This is a genomic window from Paenibacillus rhizolycopersici (assembly GCF_014947195.2).
GTDB classification, from domain to species: domain Bacteria; phylum Bacillota; class Bacilli; order Paenibacillales; family Paenibacillaceae; genus Fontibacillus; species Fontibacillus rhizolycopersici.
Genome location: NZ_JADCNN020000001.1, coordinates 345,605 through 367,123, shown reverse-complemented (window position 1 = coordinate 367,123; position 21,519 = coordinate 345,605). Strand labels below are relative to the sequence as shown.

Here is a 21,519-nt window from a genome sequence, read left to right as displayed (position 1 = left end):
CCCCGCTGTCTTAACAAGACAAACGGGGCGGTTCTCACCTTCTTGAGGTTACATTCAATTTAATTATTGCCGGCTCGAGCCAACTCGCGCGCGTTTGCTTCAAAGGCAGCCAGCAGCGCGGCCTCACCTTTCAGGCCTTCATCCTCAACTTTGCGGATCTGCTCGAGCATCCGCTTATAGTCCTTCGGAATGACGCGGACGAACTTCGGCAGGTACTCGTTCCACCGGTCCAACACACGGCGTCCCACCGAACTGTCCGTGTAGAGGATATGACGGCTGATTAACGTCCGCAGTTGATCCGCTTCCGCCGGATCTTCCACCGCTTCCAGCAACACCATTTCCAGGTTGCAGCGGCTGGCGAAGTCTCCGCTCTCGTCAAGCACGTAAGCGATCCCGCCCGACATCCCGGCGGCAAAGTTCCGACCTGTTCCCCCAAGGACGACGACGCGTCCGCCGGTCATATACTCACAGCCGTGGTCGCCGACGCCTTCAACAACGACGTTGGCGCCGGAGTTCCGAACGGCAAACCGTTCCCCGGCAATACCGCGGATGTATGCCTCTCCGCTCGTCGCACCGTAGAACGACGTATTGCCGATAATAATGTTCTCCTCAGCGGCAAACGTGGCGCGCGGCGACGGCTTCACGATCACCTTGCCGCCGGACAGCCCTTTCCCGGTGTAGTCGTTGGCATCGCCGTCAACGGTGAGCGTCATGCCCTTCGGTACGAACGCCCCAAAGCTTTGGCCAGCCGAGCCCTCGAAATGGAACGTGATCGTATCCTCTGGCAGTCCTTGTTGTCCATAACGGCGGGTAATTTCGCTGCCCACGATCGTCCCGGTCGCCCGGTTCACGTTGCAGATTGGAAGCCGAGCGCTGACGGCCTCTCCCTGCTCCAACGCGGGTAAGGCCAACCGCATCAGTTGCGTCATATCGAGCGTCTCCTCCAGCCCATGGTTCTGCTGTTTCGTGCAGTAGCGGCTGCTGCCTTCCTGCAGCTCCGGCATATGCAGCAGCGAGCTGAGATCAATGCCTTGCTTCTTCCAGTGATCGACCGCCTTAACCGAATCCAAGCAGTCAGTGCGTCCGATCATCTCTTCCAGGGTACGGAAGCCCAGCTCGGCCATCCATTCGCGCAAATCCTCGGCCACGAAAGTCATAAAGTTGACGACGTGCTGCGGATCCCCGGTGAAGTTCTTGCGCAGCTCCGGATTTTGCGTAGCAACGCCAACCGGGCACGTATCGAGATGGCAGACGCGCATCATGATACAGCCAACCGCCACCAAAGGTGCGGTCGAGAAGCCATACTCTTCGGCACCGAGCAGTACGGCAACCGCAAGGTCGCGGCCGTTCAAAATCTTGCCGTCTGTTTCCAGTACGACGCGGTCACGCAGGTTATTCAACATCAGCGTTTGATGCGTTTCGGCCAGCCCCAGCTCCCAAGGCAGACCCGCGTGGCGGATCGAGCTTTGCGGCGACGCCCCGGTTCCCCCATCGTAACCGCTGACCAGAATGACATCGGCACGGCCTTTGGCCACGCCGGCGGCAATGGTTCCGACACCGGCTTCCGAGACCAGCTTCACATTGATGCGGGCCCGTGGATTAGCATTCTTCAGATCATAGATCAGCTCCGCCAAGTCTTCGATCGAATAGATGTCATGGTGCGGCGGCGGCGAGATCAGGCCGACACCCGGCGTCGATCCGCGCACTTCCGCCACCCAAGGATACACCTTGCGGCCTGGCAGTTGGCCGCCTTCGCCCGGCTTAGCCCCCTGGGCCATTTTGATCTGGATTTCGTCGGCATTCACCAAATAGTTGGACGTAACGCCAAAGCGCCCCGAAGCAACCTGCTTGATCGCGCTACGGCGCAGATCGCCGTTCGCGTCCGGCACATAGCGCGCGGGATCTTCGCCGCCTTCGCCGGTGTTGCTCTTCCCGCCGATCCGGTTCATCGCAATCGCGATCGTCTCGTGCGCTTCCTTACTGATCGAACCAAAGGACATGGCCCCTGTCTTGAAACGGCGCATGATCGATGCCGCCGATTCCACTTCTTCCAGCGGAACTTTCGGTCCGACCGGTTTTAGCTCCAGCAAGGAACGCAAGGTCAAATGCTTCTTATTCTCCCCCTGCACCAGTGCGGCGAACTTCTTATACAGCGGGTAGTCGCCCGTCCGGACTGCCTGTTGAAGCAAATGCACCGTCTGTGGGTTGAACAGATGCTCTTCCCCGCCGCTGCGCCATTGATATTCCCCGATGGAATCCAGCACCTTGTCGCTGCCGTCTTTATCGGTGTACGCCCGGTAATGATGGGCCAGCGTCTCGGCCGCCACTTCCTTCAAGCCGATGCCCCCAATCCGCGACGGCGTCCAGGTAAAATAACGGTCTACGAACGAGGGTTCCAGGCCAACCGCTTCGAAAATTTGCGCCCCACGGTACGATTGGATCGTTGAAATCCCCATTTTGGACAACGTTTTGACGACCCCTTTGGTAGCCGCCTTGATGAAGTTGTACACCGCTTTGTCATGCGAAACTCCCTGCAGCATACGTTGACCGATCATATCCTTCAGCGTCTCGAACGCAAGATACGGATTCACCGCACTAACGCCATAGCCGAGCAGTAACGCGAAATGATGCACCTCGCGTGGTTCGCCCGACTCCAGCAGCAGGCTAACCTTGGTCCGCGTCTCCTCACGGATGAGATGATGATGCAGGCAGGACACCGCAAGCAGTGCCGGAATGGCCGCGTTCTCCGCATCCGCATCACGGTCGGACAAGATTAGTATATTGTGGCCTTTGGCAATAACTCGATCCGCCGCTTCGCATAATGTATCCAGCGCTTTGCGCAGCCCCTCCGCCCCTTCAGCGGCCGGGAACAGGATCGGAATCGTGATCGCCTTGAAGCCTGGCCGATGCAGATGGCGGATCTTCGCGAAATCCTCATTGGACAAGATTGGCGAATCCAGCCGGATTTGCCGACAGCTCTCCGGTTCCGGCTGAAGCAGGTTGCGCTCCGGCCCGATCGTTGTTGCGGTTGAGGTGACCAACTCCTCGCGGATCGCATCGATCGGCGGGTTCGTGACCTGTGCGAACATCTGCTTGAAGTAGTTGTACAACCGCTGGGGCTGCTCCGACAATACGGCGAGCGGCGCGTCATAGCCCATCGAAGCGATATTTTCCTGACCCGTTAAGGCCATCGGTTCAAGCACTTTCCGAAGATCTTCATACGTATAGCCAAACGCCATTTGGCGTCGCGCAATGTCTTCATGGCTTTCCAGCGGCAGCTCTTTGGCTTCCGGCAGGTCTTCCAGCTCGACGAGGTGCTCATTCAACCATTCGCGGTACGGATTCTCGCGAGCGATCGCCGATTTCACTTCCTCATCGGAAATGATTCGACCTTCCCTCGTATCGACTAGCAGCATCCGCCCCGGACGCAGACGGTCCTTGTAAAGCACATCCTCTGCGGGAATATCGAGGACGCCGACCTCCGAGGAGAGGACGATCAGATCGTCCTTCGTCACGTAATAACGCGACGGACGTAAGCCGTTCCGGTCCAGGATGGCTCCGATCTGGATCCCGTCGGTAAAGCCCATCGCCGCAGGCCCGTCCCATGGTTCCATCATCGTGCTGTGATATTCGTAGAACGCCTTTTTATCCGGGTCAATATCCTCCCGGCCGTCCCACGGTTCAGGCACCATCATCATGGCCACATGCGGCAAGGACCGTCCACTTAGATACAAGAACTCAAAGGTGTTGTCGAACATCGCCGTATCCGAACCGTCCGGGTTGATAATTGGCTTGACCTTCTCCAAATCGGTTCCAAATGCCTCACTCTTGAACATTGACTGACGAGCATGCATCCAGTTCACGTTGCCGCGCAGCGTGTTGATCTCGCCATTGTGAATCATAAAGCGGTACGGGTGCGCCCGCTCCCAGCTTGGGAACGTATTCGTGCTGAAGCGTGAATGCACCATCGCGATCGCCGATTCCAGTGTCTCGTCCCGCAAATCCAAGTAAAACTGCCCCACTTGCTCTGTCGTCAGCATCCCCTTGTACACGACCTTGCGGCAAGACAGGCTGGATACGTAAAAGGCATCCCCATGTTCTCCGCCGCTGTAGCGGATCGCAAGTTCAGCTCGGCGACGGATCACATAGAGCTTGCGTTCAAAGTCCAAATCGTCCTGGAGATCCGCGGAACGCCCGATGAATACCTGACGAACGAACGGCTTCGCCGCTTTGGCCGAATGCCCCAGCGTCTCGTCGCTAGTAGGCACCGTCCGGAAACCGAGGACCCGTTGCCCTTCCACTTCGGCGATCCGCACGAGCTCCTCCTCCTGTTTGGCCCGAGCCGCTTCGTCATGGGGCAGGAACAGCATGCCAACGCCATACTGTCCCGCATCCGGCAAAGAGAATCCAAGTGTTGTCGCTTCGGCGGCAAAAAAACGGTGCGGGATTTGCAGTAAAATACCTGCTCCATCCCCCGAGTTTGGTTCGCTGCCTTGCCCCCCCCGGTGTTCCATATTCGCTAGCATGGTCAGCGCCTGGCTGACGATATCATGGGAGGCTTTCCCTTTGATATGGGCCACGAAGCCCATGCCGCAAGCGTCCTTTTCGAAAGCGGGATCATAAAGTCCTTGCTTGGGAGGTATAACGGTATGTTTCATCATCTGACGCAACCTTTCTATTTAGAGGTAGTTCAAACATCATAAGCGAATATATATAGATCATTCTTCATGCCACGACACAGTGCCGGATAAGCCCGGATCAATCTTTCTTACTATTCTAACGGAAAATGTCACGTCTGTTTTTGCATTATATTCTCTTTATTTTGCACTATTGATTAGAACTTTCAGGCCATGACAGGGCGATTTTGCCTCGAAAGCGTCACCAAATGAAGCCGGATTGTTGTCCTGCTTGGCTGTTTGCACCATTATCCCTTTCATTAAGGGGGAGACGTAAAATCCTGTGAAGGGAAAACATTGATTTATCCCCCTCGCGTGTTCTCCCCTCCAGGGAGGGCGGTGACCCTGTGTCCTGATCATTCGGGATAATCGTGGAAGCGTTCGATAAAGACCATCAACCTGACGGCAGCGCGTGCCCAATGCAAAAAAGATCCGCCCACCGGATATCCGGAGAGCGGATCTTTTATTTCGATATAATTACGATTAATGCGATTGGACGCTCAGATTGGCTTCGGGACTAACGTCCGTGCTGCGTTCATGGCGCATGAAGTACACCAGCGTAATCGCCAGGAATACGACGCCAAACGCGGCCAGCAAGCCGATGTTCTCCCAAGCAATCGGCATATCGCCGGTTGAGATGACCGCTTTGAAGCCTTTGACGCTGTACGTCATCGGCAGGATCGGGTTGAAGGCTTTCATCCAGTTCGGAATCAATTCGAGCGGGAATGTCCCGGCGCTGGTCGTCAGTTGGAAGATCAGCATGAGGATAGCCAAGAACCGTCCCGGGTTCTCCAACCAGGTCACCAGCGCTTGAATGATGAACATGTAACACAAGCTGGTGATAAAGGCGAACAAATAGAAGAGCGGAACACTCTTCACCTCAAGCCCCAGTCCGTACAAGACCAGGACGACGGCCAGTAGGGACTGAATAAGGCTCATCCCTGCAAAAGCCATCGAACGGCTCACGAATCGGTTCCAGCCGCTGGCTTCCGCCACCGAGGTTCCCCGTACCGGTACGACCAGCGTCGAAATCAACGCCCCGACGAACAGACCGAGCGACAGGAAGTATGGAGCAAAGCCGGTTCCGTAGTTTGGCACTTCGTTGACCTTCTGCTCGTTGATTTCAATCGGCTCAGCATACATGTTCACAAGCGCGTCGGTTTTCTTCACGCCGGACGTTTGTTCTGCCGCATCGGTCAGCTTCGAAGCCAACTCGCCCGAACCTTCCGTCAGTTGATCCATGCCGTTCTTCAACTCGCCGGCACCTGCGTCCAACTGCTTGGAGCCGTCAGCCAGCGTGCCTACGCCACCGGACAATTGCTCGACGCCGCCAAGCAATTGTTTCGCGCCAGCGCTAAGTTGTCCGGCACCGCTCGCGAGCTTCTGTCCACCGGCCTTCGCTTCCGAAAGCTTGCTGCCAAACAGTTCAAGGCCGCTTGCCAACTGCTCTTGTCCTGCATTCAACCGCGTCGCGCCTTGCAGCAGTTGCTCTTGGCCCGCCGCCAATTGTTGACCGCCTTGGGCCAGTTGTTGCTGGGCGCTATGCAGGTTTTGGCTGCCTTGCAGCAGCTGTTGGTTGCCTTGGTGCAGCTGTTCACTGCCTTGGGCCACTGCCTTGCTGGCCGCGACCAGCTGTTGCACCGCGGCGCTCTTCGCTAGTTCTGGATTCGATTGGGCGAGCTGCTCCAGGCCTTGCGCAACGCTGTTAGCGCCCGCAGCCACTTTCGCGCTGCCTTGAACCGACGATTCCAAACCGGTCTGCAGTTGGGCGCTGCCTTGCTCGGACGCTTCTAGTCCAGCTTGCAGCTTCTTCGCGCCTTCAAGTGACGACTGAAGCCCTGCTTGCAGCTGCGTACCGCCTTGATGCGCCTCTTTGGCCCCATTCTCCAACTGCTGATTTGCCGCTTCCAACTGCGTCAAACCGCTAGCCAAGCCGCTGGCCCCGGTTTTGACCTCATTGATGCCTTGGTACAGCGACTGCGTGCCTTTCTCCAACGGTGCAACGCCATTCTCCAGTTTCATCGTGCCATCAACCAGTTTGGCTAGATTCTCCTTCAGCTTCTTCGTGCCGTCGTCAAGCTTGGCCGCCCCATCGTTCAGGGTGCTGGCACCGCTGCCGGCGTCGCTGAGTCCGCCGGAAATCTTCTCCACTTGGTCGAACAAGGTTTCCGTATAAGCTTCCGTCACCTTGGCGGAAACTTTCGATTTGATTTCCTTGACTGCCGTGCCGCCGATTTGCGCTGCGAGGAAGTTATAGCCCTCATTCGGTTCGAAGATCAGCTGTGCCGGCGTTGGATTCTCATCCATCAGCGTGGTCGCTTGCGACGAGAAATTGTCCGGAATCACGATGGTCATGTAGTAGTCGTTGTTCTTCATTCCGGTTTCCGCTTGCTCGTGAGTGACGAATTCCCACCGAAAATCGTCGCTTTTCTTCAGCTCGGTTACGAGATCCTCACCGGCTTTGAGTTCTTTTCCCTCGTACTGTGCCCCTTGGTCTTCGTTCACCACCGCAACCGGCAGCTCGTTCATCTTCCCGTATGGATCCCAGAAGGCCGTCAGGAACATGCCGCTGTACAGAACGGGAATGAACAGCACAACAAGAATCGGGATGAACACTTTAGGATTCTTGAAGGTGGCTCCCATATCCTTGAAAAATACGCTTAATGATTTCATTTTTGCTTTCTCTCCCCTTGGTGGCGTCTTTCTCTAATAGTTGATCGGTTCCTTTATGCTCTCGCCGGCAGAAGTAAGCCTCCTGCTAGAAAGTCGCGGATAAACTCCTTGATTTGTTCTTTACTTAAAGGCTCATTGTTTTTGTTCCAGTCCGATGTTATCGCGATATACAGCTTAAACACGACAAAAGCGACCAGCTTAGCATCAAACGGGCGAATCTCCTCCCGTCTGGCGGCCCGAGACAGATGACGCTCCAGATACTCCAGAATCGCGTTCTCGATCTGCTCCAAACCCTCCCGGGCCTTCGGAGTTCCGAAATCGCGCACCTCTTGGGATAACTTGATTAGGAGCTCATGCTCGCTGCGGAATTCCAGCAGCGCATCCATCGCTCGGTGCAAGTTCTCGAAGAAAGTCTTCTCCTCGTCAATCTCCGGTTCGATGACCCGCTTCATTTCCGTGATGACGGAACGCAGAATTTCATCGAACAGCTCCTCCTTGTTCGTGAAGAAGGTGTAGATCGTTCCTTTGGCCACATTTGCAATTTTCGCCACATGGTCCATCGTCGTTGCTTTGTAGCCGAATAAAGCAAAGGACTTCTCTGCCGCTTCGATTACGAGTTTACGGCGATCTACCACAGCCATCCTTGTCACCTCCCTGCGTTGGAATTGTCGATTCTCATTATATCGGCCGAAAATGACTAAAATTCAATTCCGGTCATTTGGTCATTCCCTACTTTACTCCTCCCGTATCCGAAATGCAAGCTGTTTTTTCAGTTTTTTTCATTTGTTTTCATTTTCTTGTCCCACGCCTCGACTCCCCCTGCCGTCCCCCCGACCTAAGTCCAGTCGGCTCACCCGTCCGGAGCCTCTTTAATCCAGCATATAAACAACATAAACTTAGTATCAGAGGCAATGAAACGGAACTATCTTGGAAGCAGGTGAAATGAAGATGCGAAAAAGAAGAGTGTTGATCTTATCGGAAGGCTTCGGAAGCGGGCATACACAAGCCGGACATGCGCTGGCAGCAGGGCTAAAACGAATGGATCCGCAAATCCGGACGAAGGTGTTGGAGTTAGGTTCGTTTTTGAATCCAACCGTGGCGCCATTGATTCTCTCCGCCTATCGGATGACGGTAAATACCAGCCCCGCGTTAGTTGGCTTATTTTATAAACACAAGTACGAGAAACCGGTAAGCCGGTTTACCCGTTTGGCTCTGCACAAAATGTTCTATCAGCACGCAGCCGACGTCATCGCGCAGCTTCAGCCCGACCTGATCGTTTGCACGCATCCGATCCCGAGCGCCATCGTTTCCTACCTTAAGCTGGCCGCCGGCCTGGACGTGCCGCTTTGCACGCTGATCACAGACTATGATGCCCACGGCTCCTGGATGAGTCCCGGCGTGGACCAGTATCTCGTCTCCGCGCCCGAAGTCAAGGCACTGCTCGTCCAGCGCGGCGTGGCTCCTTACAAGATACAGGTCACGGGCATTCCCGTGCACCCGGATTTTTGGAGCAAGCAAGAGAAGGCGTCCGCCCGGGAGGATTTGGGGTTGAAAAATATGCCGACCGCCCTCGTGATGGGTGGCGGGTGGGGATTGCTGTTTAGTGAGGAGCTATTAGCGAAACTGGCTGCCTGGCGCGAGAAAATCCAGATCGTCTGCTGCATGGGCAGTAACGAGAAGCTCGCCGCGAAACTGCGAGCCCACCCCGCTCTTCAGCACCCGAATATCAAGGTGATCGGATTTACGCGGGAGATCGGCAAATGGATGGACGCCTCCGATCTTCTCATTACGAAACCTGGCGGAATGACCTGTACCGAGGGGATGGCCAAAGGCATTCCGATGTTGTTCTTCGAATCGATCCCCGGCCAGGAGGAAAAGAACCGCGAATATTTTGTTAAGCGTGGGTTTGGCGCCGAGCTGGATTCTCCGAACGTTTTGGACGTCTGGTTTGAAGCCATCTGTGACCGGCACGCCGCAGGCGGCCGGACCGTGCCGGAATCGGCAGCGCGGCAAAGCGGCTATCGGCCTGACCTTTGCGCGGGAGCCGTCATCAACTTGCTCCGTCCGATCGTCGCCCCGGCCCGCGTACGTCTGCAAACGGCCGGCCCTGCTGAACAGCGGGCCAACTAACCCAACTCCGCCGTCCCGACCACTTCGTACATCGGGCGCTCATGCATATGCGTCCGATAGATGACCAACCGATCAGCCGTCCAGTGGCCGAAATCCGCTGATAAGGCCTGCAGACTCTGCGGGTCTATTTGGGTTTCCTCCCGAAACTTCCGAGCCAGCGTAATATGCGGGCTGAATCGCCGTTCTTCCGGTTCAAAGCCGAGAGAACGATTCTCCGAAGTAACCTTGCTATGCAGGCTTTCCAGCTCGGTTACCTCTCCGCGTACGCCGGCCCAAAGCACGCTGGGACTTGACGGCCGTCCAAAGGTGCCGATCCCCATCGCTTGCAAGCCAAATGGAATCGCCCCCTTTGCCGCCCGCTCGATTGAAGCTGTTAATTCATCCAGACGTTTCGGCGAAGTGTCACCCAGAAACTGAACAGTAATGTGATAGTCCCCGGCATGCACCCATTTTTTGAATGGAAGGAATGCCTTTTGCTCTCTACACCATGCCTCGAGTTTTTGTTTTACCTCCAGTGAAAGGGGCACCGCGATAAACAATCTCCATTTTTCATCATTTCCTGACATCGTTTGTCACCTACTGTGATATTTTTCTCAATTTATTCATTTTTTTCGACAAATTGAAGTGCGATTGATTACATCCCGCAAATCTATTCTCTATATAATGTGTCTTAGTGCTACTTACATATACAGTCATCAAGCCTTATTGACGGGAGATGGAATATGAGCTTTGCACAAAAAATTACCTCTGTACTGATTGGGCTTCTTATCCTGATCGGTTCGCTGATCGGGTTATTTGGGTATCAGATGACGTACCGCCAGGTGGAAAAGTCGGTCGGAATCGAAACCGTGGGCTGTGCCAATATCACGACCGGGCTCGTCGATCCAGAAGCGATCGCACAGCTCGCTGAAGGAGACCGTACCAGCCTTGCGGAGCTCGAAAAGCGGCTAAACTGGACGGTCGAACATAAACCGCTATTCAAAGAAGTGTTCCTGATGTCACTCGACGGTACCATTCTCGCCGCCGATCAGAACCTCCAAAGCCGGGGATACAAAGCCGGAGATGCTTTTTATTTCAGCGCGCAGGATAGGGACATGATTCTCCAGATGAAACATTCCGTATATACGAAGGTGTATTCTTATGACGGTGTGAAGCTGCTTAGCGGCTATGGTCCCATCTACAAAAATCACGATCCGAATCAAGAGATCGTCGGATTAATGGTCATCAACTTTGACGCGTCCATCATTGGGGAACGAACGCGCGACATCCTGCTCCTTCCGTTCCTTATCGGAGGGGGCGTCCTGCTTGCCGCGGTTATATTCGTGTATTTCTTTATCCACCGAATGATTCGTCCGCTCGAAACGCTATCCCGGCATGTGGAACAAGTGGCTAACGGAGATTTGACCGTTCAGACGCACCTTCTTAGCAGCCAAGACGAGATCGGCAAATTGACGCGCAATTTCGCGATGATGGTTGGCAGCTTGCGACAGTTGATCACCGAAGTCAACGATACATCGATGCAGGTCGCTTCCTCCTCGCAGGAGCTATCTGCCAGCGCACAACAAACCGGGAAGGCTAGCGAGCAAACTGTGGGGATCACATTGTCTCTTGCCGAAGGCGCAGAACTGCAGCAGCAAAACCTGGAATCCGGGTCGGCGATGCTTCGCGCGATGTCCGAACAGATCAAGCATATCGCACGTCATGCCGAAGGGGTCTCTGAATCAGCCGAGCAGGTCTCCGCTGCATCCAACCACGGAGGACAGGCTATTGAGTTAGGCGTGAAGCAGATGGCGACGATGGAAGCCCAAATCGTTCACCTCTCCGCAATCATCGAAGAGCTGGGCACCCATTCCAAAGAGGTGCAGAGTATACTCGATATTATGACCGATATTGCAGCCGAGACGAATTTGCTTGCGTTAAACGCTTCGATTGAAGCGGCCCGAGCTGGAGAATACGGCAGCGGATTTGCCGTCGTTGCTTCCTCGGTCCGTAAACTGGCTGAGCGTTCCGCCGTTTCGGCGCAGCAAATTGCCGAACTCATCGCCCATATCGTCAGACGGGTGGAACTCACCGGAGAAGCGATGGATGTGACCGTACGCGAAACGAAACGCAGCTCCGAGCTGGTGCGAAGCGCCGGAGCCTCCTTTGCAGACATCCAAACCTCAGCACAGTACACCGCGGAGTCGATTGCCGATGTCAGTGAAGGCGTTCGCCACTTGTCCGATCACTCGCAAAGACTGGTGCAATCCATTGAAGAAATTGTTCGTTTTGCGGGCGATACGGCAATCAGCGCACAGAACATGTCGGCAGCCTCCGAGGAGCAATTGGCCGCCATGCAGGAGGTTGACGCTTCAGCCAGCTTCCTTTCCGGCTTGTCGGACAAGCTACACACCTTGATCGAACGCTTCAAAGTGATTTGACCCAACAATAGCAAAAAGACCTTGCCCAACAAGCCTTCATTCGCTTGGGCAAGGTCTTTCTATAACCATTAAGTCTTATTTGCCAAGATAAGCATTCAGCATCCAGCGGTGTTTCTCGAGCGCGGATACAATGCCGAGCAGCAGGTCACTGGTCGCTTCGTCTTCCGATCTTGCCGCTGCTTCCATGCCATCCTTCAGTTCGCTGCCCAATTTCTCAAAATCAGCGATCACGGCAGCCACCATCTCATCCGCGGACTCCTTGCCGCTCGCTTCGGAAATGCTGGCAAGTGCAAGTGATTCGCGCAGGGTTGCCACGGGTGTGCCGCCAATTGCCAGCAGGCGTTCGGCGATATCGTCGATATAACCTGCCGTTTCGTTGTAGAAGGATTCAAATTTCTCATGGAGCGTAAAGAAGTTCGGGCCTTTCACGAACCAGTGGAAATTGTGCAGTTTCGTGTACATTACCGTCCAGTTTGCGATTTGCAGGTTCAGTTGTTTTTGCAGTTCTTGATCCGCTTGTGTCATTGTTTGGTTTGCCATCGTTATTTCCTCCATTCGCCATATCAAAATTTGAAGTGCAATCCGTCTAATGGGTCTCCTGATTGAAATGCTTTAAATTTAGACTAAATCTAAATCTTGTTTATATCATACCACTCCGCTTTCAGAGATGCAACCACTTGCTTCATGAACATCACATGAAATTCCAAAAACCATCAGGTCTATTCTGTACCTCTTTCATCCTTGATATGCAAAGGACCGAACCGGAAAAAATCGTCCGATTCGGTCCTTTGGTATTATCTTTCGCTGCGGATATGCAGCTTAAACTGCTCCAAGCTTCTTTCCATTTGGCGAATGCCATCCTCCACCAGTCTGCGGTCCACCGCATTCTCCAGATCAAACTGTGGTTTGCGGGCAGCCATCGCCTTCTTTTCCTCTTCCCAATAGGCTTGCCGACGCTGGATTTCTTTATATTTGTCCAGCAGATCGGTAATGATATCGTAGAAGCGCTCGTAATCGACGATAATGTCATCCAGGAATCGGTCAACTTCCTCCTTATCGTAGCCCCGCATCTTGGCGTCGAAATCTTTTTCATGAATGGAGAGCGCATCCAGTTTGATCCCTAGTTGCCGAAACAGGCTTTTTTGATCTTCCAGTTTGCGCGCGTATTCGTCTTGCATTCCAAATCCCTCCGTACCTGCCTAAAAAGGTTATAAAACGCGTTTTCCTTGCAAAAGCAATCGTATCTTTTATAATGTACCACATTTTTGGCCTTCCGTTCATCTTCACGGTATGCAGCGAGTGATACAAGTATTCGACAATGTCCGAATTTCTTTCTATAATAGTCATTAGCTGAGTCTAACATCTGGTGGTGAGTAACGATTTTATACTTATTAACTTTTTTGTTATCGTTTCTGATTGTGTATTTTCTGATTCCGCCGCTCGGTAAGCTGGCTTTCCGCCTCGATTTCGTGGACAAACCCCGTGCGGACGTCGAGCGCAAAATCCATCGCCAGCCGATCCCGCTAACGGCAAGCTATGCCATATTTGCCGGGTTCTTCGCCTCGTATCTGTTGTTTACGCGCAACTTCTCCTGGGAGACAGGCGCGTTGTTTGCTGGCGGCGTGCTGCTGCTGGCCATCGGTACGATCGATGACTGGTACAAGACAAAAGGCAAGGATTTTCCCGCGCTGCCCAAGCTGATCGTGCAAGTATCTGCGGCTGTCTTGGTTTATGCGGCAGGAATCACCTTTAGCGGCTTCGTTAATCCATTTAGCGGCGACTACGTCCTGCTTCCCGCATGGCTCCAGTTCGTATTGACCATCCTGTGGATCTTTGGGGTCACTACGGTGATCAACTTCTCTGACGGATTGGATGGCTTGGCCGGGGGATTGTCCGCCATTTCTGCAGTAACGCTGTTTGTGGTGGCTTTGACCAAAGGACAAACCAACTCCGCCATGCTGTCGATCGCCCTCATCGGGGTGACGCTTGCTTACCTGCGGTATAACAAGCCGCCGGCGAAAGTATTTATGGGGGATGCCGGAGCGACCTTCCTTGGGTTTATGCTGGCAGTGATCGCACTGGACGGTGCCTTTAAACAAGCGACGATCTTGTCTTTGTTTATCCCGGTGCTCGCCCTCGGCGTACCGATATTCGATAATCTGTTCGTTGTCATCAAACGGATGCTGCAGGGGAAATCGCCTTATGTGGCGGATGCCAGCCAAGTGCATTACCGGCTGCTCCGGGCAGGGCTAAATCAGAAGCAGGTCGTCATGTTCCTGTACCTCATCAGTACTTGTCTGGGACTATCCTCCATCATTCTTCTCCTGCTCCAGGTATAACGATCGGCACTTAAACCGTTCAAGCAACAAACGCGTGCTCGGGTTTCTTCCCGTAGGCACGCGTTTTTTTGCTTTGGAACCTCAAAAAAAAAGACCCCCGAAGGCGTCCTATCTACTGGCGTTAAGAAGATTTATTCGTTTCCGCGGCTGGTTGTATTTCCGCTGCTTGCGGCTTCTCGTCTTCGAGGATATCTCCGCGTGCGCCTCTCTTAAATTCCTTGAGCATCGTGCCGAAACTACGGCCCAGTTCCGGAAGCTTGCTGGGACCAAATAGTAAAAGCGCCGCGATCACTAGAAGCAACAGATGGGACGGACGCAACAAATTTTCAAGCACATTTATCACTCCCAAACATTATCTTTGTGGTCATTATACTACTTTATTGGAGGTAATGGAAACCCTTTATCGCCAGTATCGGCTTTATCTGCGGACAAGATGATCGCTCGCCCCATAAACCAATTCCCTTCTCTGGGCATATGCTGTGTCATCATGTATTGCAAAGGAGCGAACATCATGGGTTCTTACAGTCTGTTGGCTGTCATCGCCATTGGACTCGCGTCCAACCTGGATAATGCGGGAGTCGGAATTGCCTACGGGGTACGCAAAATCCGCATTCCATGGTACTCCAATCTGGCCATCGCCATCATCTCTTTTTTGGCCACTCTGGTGTCGGGTTTTTTCGGAAGCTGGTTATCCTCGTGGATCCATCCCTGGATCGGGCAATTATTGGGAACGGTCGTGATCGTTGGTGTGGGCGTTTGGGTATTGCTGCAGCCGTTTCTGGAGAAGAAGATCACTTCCGTTCAGGAGGAGGATGTGAATCCGCTGACCCGCCTGCTGCGCAATCCTGAAGAAGCGGACAAGGACAGCTCCAAATCCATCAGCTTGGGGGAATCCGTTGTTCTCGGGATTGCTTTGGCCATGAATGCGTTAGCCGGTGGTTTCAACGCCGGAATTACCCATCTGAACGTTTGGTATACCTCGATATCCGTCGGTTTGTTCAGCTACTTGCTGCTGGCTGCATGCGCTGGCTTTGGCGAGAAGGTCGCCGCGGAGAAGTTCGGAAACCGGGCCACCGTCATCTCCGGATTGTTGTTAATCCTGATCGGCATTCATCAACTCTTCTGACAACCTACCTTATCTACAAATTCTCCTATATAATGAAGAGGATGGTGCCAGTAAAAGGAGGTCATCCTACGTGAATTGGTTAACCCGCTTTGAGCAGGATTTAGGTATAGCATTCGATGATGCAGAACACCTCTTATCAGAGCTGCCGGAGGAATTCCGGAACCAGGCAATCAACTACCTGGAAAGATTTCGCATCTTAAACAAAGCGGGATCTACAAACTATATTTGCTACTTGTTAGCGTATTGGCTGCAAGAGGCCTCAAATTCCAAACTAGAAGATTGCCGACGTCTTACCGTAGCCATGATTTTCGTAATGATGTATTATCATCTGATCGACGAGGTCATGGACGATCCGGAAGTGAGCGATAAACGGAAACTACCGCTAGCGAATCTGCTACAATTTGAGTTTTGGAAGATTTACAGCAGTTACTATCCGGCAGCATCTCCATTCTGGCATAGTTACCGCAAGTATACTGCTGAATGGGCAGAGGCGGTGGCACTTGAGAACCAAAACGACTTTTTCCAGGAGGACCCCGTACGGATTGCCCACAAGGCTTCTCCGGTGAAGTTGACGGTAGCCGGCCTCCTGATCCTGAACGGCCAAGAAGCCCGGTTGCCTGCATTCGAAAAGGCGGTTGACGTTGTATTAGTTACGTTGCAAATGTTGGATGACTGGGAGGATTGGGAGAAGGATCTCCGCGAAGACAGCTATAATGCGCTTATTTCCGAAGTGCAACGCGAGCTGCAAATTCCCCGGGACCGTAGACCGAATCAGGAGGAGATCAAACACGCTTTATTTGTGCGGGACATTCTTTTCTCCTATGCCGAGCGGACAGATCATAACGCAGCCGTACTCGATCAGACCGCACCGACCCTTACACATTTGATAGACTTTCACGAGTATCTCCGACAGAGTCTCAAGCAGGGGGCACAAAGCCTGAGAGAAGAGAGAGAACTGTTGGCTCAGGGTGGTTTATTGTATTGGCTGTCGAAAAATCAAACACACGCCTAGCGTTATGTCGAATAACATGTTATAGTAATAGGGAAATTATACTATTTTTAGAAAGGGTGATCTTATGACATCAGGAGCTCTCCTTCAATCGCAAGTCGTTGAGAAAGCATGGCAAGACCCAAGCTTTAAAGCTAAGTTGCTCGCCGACCCCAAAGCTGCTATCCAGGAGGCACTGGGTGTAATTCTCCCGGATCACATCAAAATCAAAACCGTGGAAGAAAGCTCTGACGAGTTCTACGTTGTACTTCCACCTCAGCCGGAAAAAGCAGTGAAAAGTGAAGTAAAACCAGCTGGAGCTTGGTTCTAACCTTTGAAGACGACCTCAACATCGCGAAGAGGTTAAAGCCGAAAGGGCAGGACACGAGGAGCAATGGAACCGGACAACTTCCTCCTATTTGGAGGAAGGAAACCGGATGACCGCTTCCGTTCCTGCCCCTTTTTTACTGGTAAAATGGATCTCGCCGTTCATCACTTCGATGATTCGAAATGTCACCATCAACCCCAAACCGGTCCCCTTCGTTTTGTTTGAGAAGTAAGGTTCACCTAGCCGGGCCAGCACGTCTTCATCCATCCCTTCCCCGTCATCTTTAATATGAATGACCACTTGGTTATCTTTCTCGTAACTCCAGATTTGGATATCCCCTTCGCCTTTCAGCGCTTCAATGCTGTTCTTGATAATGTTGATGAAAGCTTGTTTGAATTTGGACGAATTCCCTTTTACGTAAAGATCTTTGGGGATATGCGTCGTAATTTTCCCGCCTTGCAAATTGGCGAGCGGAACCAGAATGCCTTCAATATGAATAAACTCATCAAGCACGTTCAATTCCGTAATTTTTCCGCCTTCCGGCTTTGCAAAGGTCAGGAAGTCCGTAATAATCGCAGAGGCGCGATCAAGCTCCTCCAAAGCCATACTTAGATATACTTTATCGGCTTGCTGCTGCTTCTCGACTAGCAACTGCAAAAATCCACGAGTGACCTGCAAGGGGTTGCGTACCTCATGGGCTACAGAAGCGGCAAGCTCACTTATGATCTCCATCTTCTCCGAACGCTGCAGCTCATTGTTGAACATCTCTAATTGCTTGGAATACTCTACTACCTGTTCGTGGTTTGCGACAAATCTCCGGCTTAGAATAATGATCAACGAGCCGAGGAAGCCGATAATTCCCAACTTCCATAAGAATAGAGTATAATACCCGTCATTATAGTAATACCAAAGCAACTCACCTACGCAGAGGAAAGCAAAAATTAAGAACCCGCATAATAGAATGACGGCTTCTTTGTTCCCCTTAATCACATTGATCGTTAAAGTCCCTGCCAGAATGATGAATTGGGCCACCATGATATAGCCCATGAATTGAACGGTAACGATGGTGTAAAGTGTATTGAACATGTCGGGTGAAATCTCATTTAGGATCAACATAAAGGCGCAAAGAATCGAATACGCAAACACAACTTTGCGCGAACGTCTTATCAAGCCTTTATATCCTGAACCGAAGGTTTGTTCAAAGAAATAAGTAAGCGCCGGAAGCAAACTAAACAAGGCCAAGTCAAACAATACCATAAGTAGCCTACCCGCGATCACAAAGTCAAACAGCCAATAGACAAACGACGTGTACGTGAGCACAAGCAGTCCGCTGGAAAAGATGACTCCGCATAACGAAAACCACATGGGGATATGTACATGCTTTAAGAAAAGCGCGCAGATGAGCATGATTGCAGCGATAAAAATCAATGTACTTCCCAATACGAGGTCCGGAACGTTATCCCTAACGAATTTTTTCATCAAACCTTGATAATCGCCGATTTTGATTGGAGCAAACAGGCCGATTTTATACGTCGCCGAGGTTGACCCAATATAGACGGTTTGCTTGGAGTTCTCCGCAGTGATCGGAATGACAATATTGTTGATGGCATAATTGAATAACCGATTGGATTCGTAAACGCGTTTCCCGTTAATCATGACGATCACATGACTTGCATTAATCTTATCGATAAACATAATTTGGGAATTATCTGACAATTCGGGGAGCTGAAACTTGATCCATTGGGACATCCCATTACGGGGCTTCTCTGGGATCACCTCATCTGCTTTCACATCTGTCCAGCCATCCAGCGACTTTACGTTATCCATACTCGTTTCTGGATCGAATCGATCCGTCCATGTGATTTGCCAATGATCTATTTGAATGGTATCTGACCCAGGATCATCGTAACCTTTAAATAAAAAGAAGCAAAGCGTAGCCAAGAGCAGTAGGAAAAACACAATAACGCTTTTTGTCAAAGCCTTCATATAACACCTCTGCAGTTATGATTAAGAGAAAGCCTGTTGTTGAATTTCTAGAACAATACATCATTCGATACAATTACCGCAAAAACCTTCAATTATATGGAAATAGTGATAAATATTTTTAAGATTCGGGCACCACAGTTATTTTACCGTGTCTAAGTTGTTTTATCTATGAATAGTTTGCATTTTCTATCAAAAAAAACGCAGGAGCCATCTCCTGCGTTTCATCTCGTTAAACTTTCAGACGGACAGATCTATACTCCCTCCGTCGTTCGTTTCACTTCGTTTCGCACAACGGACGCCGCTTCCGCCCGCCACAGTCTTTCCCCAGCGCAAGCACCAACAAGCCAAGCGCTCCGATTACTCCACCTAAATATACAAATGTCGTCCCCGGTCCAATCCTTTCCACCAGAAGTCCACCGAACAACGGGGCTACGAACATCACAGCTCCCAAGAGAGAGGTTTGGATACCAAAGACACGGCCGACCATGGCCGATGGCGTTTCTTTTTGCAGGCAGTAATTGAAGGTTACGACCACCAATCCATTGCCGACGCCTAATCCGAATCCCAATAACAGGATGGGAACTGCCGCACTCCCCGCGGGGAGCAAGCCCAGACCGCCGACAGCTATACCTATCAACCCGTATCCGGCGCCGAATTTCCAAGCGTAACCTGCTGCCCCTCTATTCCAGCGGTTAAGCACTGCAATCACCAACACGGCCCCAATCCCCGCCGCGGCTACCATCCAACTGAGATAAGCCTCCTTCAGAGGGGCAATTTCCCGAAACAGGCTGGTGAATTGAAAATCGATCATTTGGATGGCTGTCGTCGCGACAAAACCAAACAGCAGAGTTACCAGTAATAACCGGGTTTTCAGGATAAAACTTAAGCCTTCGATCCACATGGTACGCAAGGATGTATCGACAGCAGTTTCCGGAGAGGAGGAAGAACTAGCTAGATTTAGTCCTACCTTCTTGAATTCAACTTCCGCCTTTTTGATCGTGAGCAGAATCAACAATGAAGACAAACGAAAGCAAGCATTCAGCAGGATGCACCACTCTGGTGTTAATAAGGCCAGTGCAAAGCCGCCGAGCAGCGGACCGGCGATCTTGGAGCCCTGGTTGACGAAGCCATTCAACGAGGTTGCTTGAAATAGCTGGTCTTCCCGAACGATGCTGCGCGTCAACGCTTGTTGAGCGGGAATCATGAACGTTGAGAGGGTTGCTCTCAGTGTCAGCACCGGAAGCAACCAGAGCATATTCGGAGCCAGCAGAATCAGCAAGGTCAGCGCGGCTGTCAGCAAATCGCAAAGGCGCATCAACTTCAACTGGTTGATTCGGTCCGCGACCACGCCCGCAAGGGAACCGAGCAGGACACTAGGTAGAGCGTTGGTTACGGGAATCAGCGCCAGCATGAGCGGCCCGGCTTCCCAGCGGTATCCCACCAGCACCTGGATGGCCAGCATATCGAACCAATCACCAAATGTCGCCGCTGTGTAGGCTGTATAGATACGTGTGAATATCTTGTTACGAAGCAAGCTGGCAACCCCGGCTTGTACATTGCCCGTCATTTACACTCCCCCAAATAAAGCTAGTTTCGAATGACCTAAGCTCAATGTAACGGAGGAATGTCAGAGAATCATCAGAGCGATTGCACAGATCAACCTAACTCGCCGCGGATAACGGCTTCGAGCGCGTCCGACAACCGGGTTACCCCTATCCGATCCAGTTCCATGTCAAATAATGCCTTGTATTTTCGATCCAACGCTAATGGGGGAGGGAACAGGATAAAATAATTAACGATTCGGTACAAGGAAAGTAAGCGTAGCGGCACGAAGCCAGACCGTTCCAGTACAGCCAGCCCTTCATCCAGTAGTTTTTCCGCTCCCGTCCCTTCCCCTCTCCGCTGCAGCCATAATCCTTTTACCACTTTATAGCTGCCAATCTCTCTTAAAAAGGGTTTCTCGGTTAACATCCCATTTTCTATAGCATCCGCCAACTTCTCGATTTTGCGCTCCGGTGATCCTGCCACCAGATGAGCCAACAGCTCAGAGATCGCGGTTTGCGGGATGAAGTTGTCGTAACTCAACTCCGCGATGATGCGATAGCTAAGGCGTAAGCGTTCCACCGCTTTTATCGGCTCACCGGCCAGGGTATAAATATCCAGGATCGTCAGAATCTCCATCTCCCTGTGATGAGGGGGCGGCAGCAATTCCAGGGCAAGCATACGCTCGCATACCGGCAAGGCACGCTCCGGACTTCCCGACAGGCAGAAGAACAGCAGCAAGTAATACAAGCGGTCCCGCAAAGGAGCATCGTTCTTATTCAAGAGCCCGTCCAGATCGCCTTGCACAAACGGGATGTATACCGCGTAGAACGGATCCAGTTTATAGCCAAGCACATCCTGCTGGCGTGCCAGCGTCAGCATCGAGCGCCCTTGGCCGTAGAGTTGATATTTGCCGAGCAGAGCTCGCATGGTCTCATGCAGCTCCGGGTCTGCTAGGGTTGGAATGGTTCCCTCCGAATGATCGGAAATCGGGAGCACCAGGTTGTAGCCTAAGCCCCGAATCGTCCTGATCTCCAGCCCGTGGATAGGCTTTAGCTTCTTGCGAAGCCGATAGATATGGTCGTCCACCGTACGCTCGACCGGGTATTCCAGCGGCCACACCTTGTCCAGCAACTGTTCTCGGCTGAATGTCCGACCGGCGTTGCGGTGCAAGAACTGAAACAGCGCGAACTCCTTCGGCAACAACTCAACCGTAAGGCCCTCTGCGGTAACTTTGTATCGTTCGCTGTTGATTTCCATATGCATCGGTGTTCCTTCCTTCCTTCCCCGCAAATGTTCCCCATATTATAA

16 protein-coding genes are annotated in these 21,519 nt (G+C 52.3%); 6 read left to right on the top strand and 10 right to left on the bottom strand.

Annotated features, from left to right (window positions below):
• Nucleotides 1–59: 59 nt before the first annotated feature.
• From gltB to IM700_RS01495, 3 genes are all read right to left on the bottom strand, one after another.
• Nucleotides 60–4,658, bottom strand: a complete 4,599-nt coding sequence (gene gltB, locus IM700_RS01505; protein WP_193415844.1) for a glutamate synthase large subunit — start codon at nucleotides 4,656–4,658, stop codon at nucleotides 60–62.
• A gap of 501 nt (nucleotides 4,659–5,159) precedes the next feature.
• A complete protein-coding gene (locus tag IM700_RS01500) occupies nucleotides 5,160–7,349 on the bottom strand; it encodes a YhgE/Pip domain-containing protein (protein WP_193415570.1) in 2,190 nt (729 codons plus the stop codon).
• A gap of 53 nt (nucleotides 7,350–7,402) precedes the next feature.
• Nucleotides 7,403–7,990 (bottom strand): TetR/AcrR family transcriptional regulator, encoded by a 588-nt coding sequence (locus IM700_RS01495; protein WP_193415571.1) that lies wholly within the window; start codon nucleotides 7,988–7,990, stop codon nucleotides 7,403–7,405.
• 307 nt (nucleotides 7,991–8,297) lie between these two features.
• Between IM700_RS01495 and IM700_RS01490 the strand changes: the two genes are divergently transcribed.
• A complete protein-coding gene (locus tag IM700_RS01490; RefSeq protein WP_193415572.1) occupies nucleotides 8,298–9,479 on the top strand; it encodes an MGDG synthase family glycosyltransferase in 1,182 nt (393 codons plus the stop codon).
• Here IM700_RS01490 and thpR read toward each other — a convergent pair.
• Complete coding sequence (gene thpR / locus IM700_RS01485) at nucleotides 9,476–10,045, bottom strand: RNA 2',3'-cyclic phosphodiesterase (RefSeq protein ID WP_193415573.1); 570 nt, start codon at nucleotides 10,043–10,045, stop codon at nucleotides 9,476–9,478. The genes IM700_RS01490 and thpR overlap by 4 nt on opposite strands.
• A 156-nt stretch (nucleotides 10,046–10,201) precedes the next feature.
• Between thpR and IM700_RS01480 the strand changes: the two genes are divergently transcribed.
• Nucleotides 10,202–11,899: a methyl-accepting chemotaxis protein gene (locus IM700_RS01480; RefSeq protein ID WP_155606414.1), complete on the top strand. Its 1,698-nt coding sequence runs from the start codon at nucleotides 10,202–10,204 to the stop codon at nucleotides 11,897–11,899.
• Between the two features lie 75 nt (nucleotides 11,900–11,974).
• Here IM700_RS01480 and IM700_RS01475 read toward each other — a convergent pair whose 3' ends face one another.
• A complete protein-coding gene (locus IM700_RS01475) occupies nucleotides 11,975–12,439 on the bottom strand; it encodes a Dps family protein (protein ID WP_155606413.1) in 465 nt (154 codons plus the stop codon).
• Between the two features lie 254 nt (nucleotides 12,440–12,693).
• Nucleotides 12,694–13,077 (bottom strand): DivIVA domain-containing protein, encoded by a 384-nt coding sequence (locus tag IM700_RS01470; protein ID WP_155606412.1) that lies wholly within the window; start codon nucleotides 13,075–13,077, stop codon nucleotides 12,694–12,696.
• A gap of 201 nt (nucleotides 13,078–13,278) precedes the next feature.
• Here IM700_RS01470 and IM700_RS01465 point away from each other — a divergent pair, with 201 nt between their 5' ends.
• Entirely contained in the window at nucleotides 13,279–14,238 is a 960-nt protein-coding gene (locus IM700_RS01465) for an MraY family glycosyltransferase (protein WP_193415846.1), read from the top strand.
• 121 nt (nucleotides 14,239–14,359) lie between these two features.
• Here the strand turns inward: IM700_RS01465 and IM700_RS01460 are convergent, their stop codons facing one another.
• Nucleotides 14,360–14,572 (bottom strand): twin-arginine translocase TatA/TatE family subunit, encoded by a 213-nt coding sequence (locus tag IM700_RS01460; RefSeq protein WP_193415574.1) that lies wholly within the window; start codon nucleotides 14,570–14,572, stop codon nucleotides 14,360–14,362.
• 177 nt (nucleotides 14,573–14,749) lie between these two features.
• On the opposite strand from IM700_RS01460, the gene ytaF reads away from it, so the two are divergent.
• From ytaF to IM700_RS01445, 3 genes are all read left to right on the top strand, one after another.
• Nucleotides 14,750–15,364 carry a sporulation membrane protein YtaF gene (gene ytaF / locus IM700_RS01455; RefSeq protein WP_155606409.1) on the top strand — a complete coding sequence of 205 codons (615 nt, stop codon included), beginning with the start codon at nucleotides 14,750–14,752 and terminating at the stop codon, nucleotides 15,362–15,364.
• Nucleotides 15,365–15,434: 70 nt separating this feature from the next.
• The gene (locus IM700_RS01450) at nucleotides 15,435–16,376 is read left to right on the top strand and encodes a hypothetical protein (RefSeq protein WP_193415575.1); all 942 of its coding nucleotides are present in this window, start codon (nucleotides 15,435–15,437) and stop codon (nucleotides 16,374–16,376) included.
• A gap of 64 nt (nucleotides 16,377–16,440) precedes the next feature.
• Complete coding sequence (locus IM700_RS01445) at nucleotides 16,441–16,683, top strand: NHLP leader peptide family RiPP precursor (protein WP_155606408.1); 243 nt, start codon at nucleotides 16,441–16,443, stop codon at nucleotides 16,681–16,683.
• A gap of 84 nt (nucleotides 16,684–16,767) precedes the next feature.
• Here the strand turns inward: IM700_RS01445 and IM700_RS01440 are convergent, their stop codons facing one another.
• The 3 genes from IM700_RS01440 to IM700_RS23330 form a co-directional block, all read right to left on the bottom strand.
• The gene (locus IM700_RS01440) at nucleotides 16,768–18,507 is read right to left on the bottom strand and encodes a sensor histidine kinase (protein WP_239483485.1); all 1,740 of its coding nucleotides are present in this window, start codon (nucleotides 18,505–18,507) and stop codon (nucleotides 16,768–16,770) included.
• Nucleotides 18,508–18,940: 433 nt separating this feature from the next.
• Nucleotides 18,941–20,233, bottom strand: a complete 1,293-nt coding sequence (locus IM700_RS01435; protein ID WP_193415577.1) for an MFS transporter — start codon at nucleotides 20,231–20,233, stop codon at nucleotides 18,941–18,943.
• An 89-nt stretch (nucleotides 20,234–20,322) separates the two neighbouring features.
• On the bottom strand, nucleotides 20,323–21,474 hold the full coding sequence (locus IM700_RS23330) for a winged helix-turn-helix domain-containing protein (protein ID WP_193415578.1): 1,152 nt from the start codon (nucleotides 21,472–21,474) through the stop codon (nucleotides 20,323–20,325).
• Nucleotides 21,475–21,519: the final 45 nt, after the last annotated feature.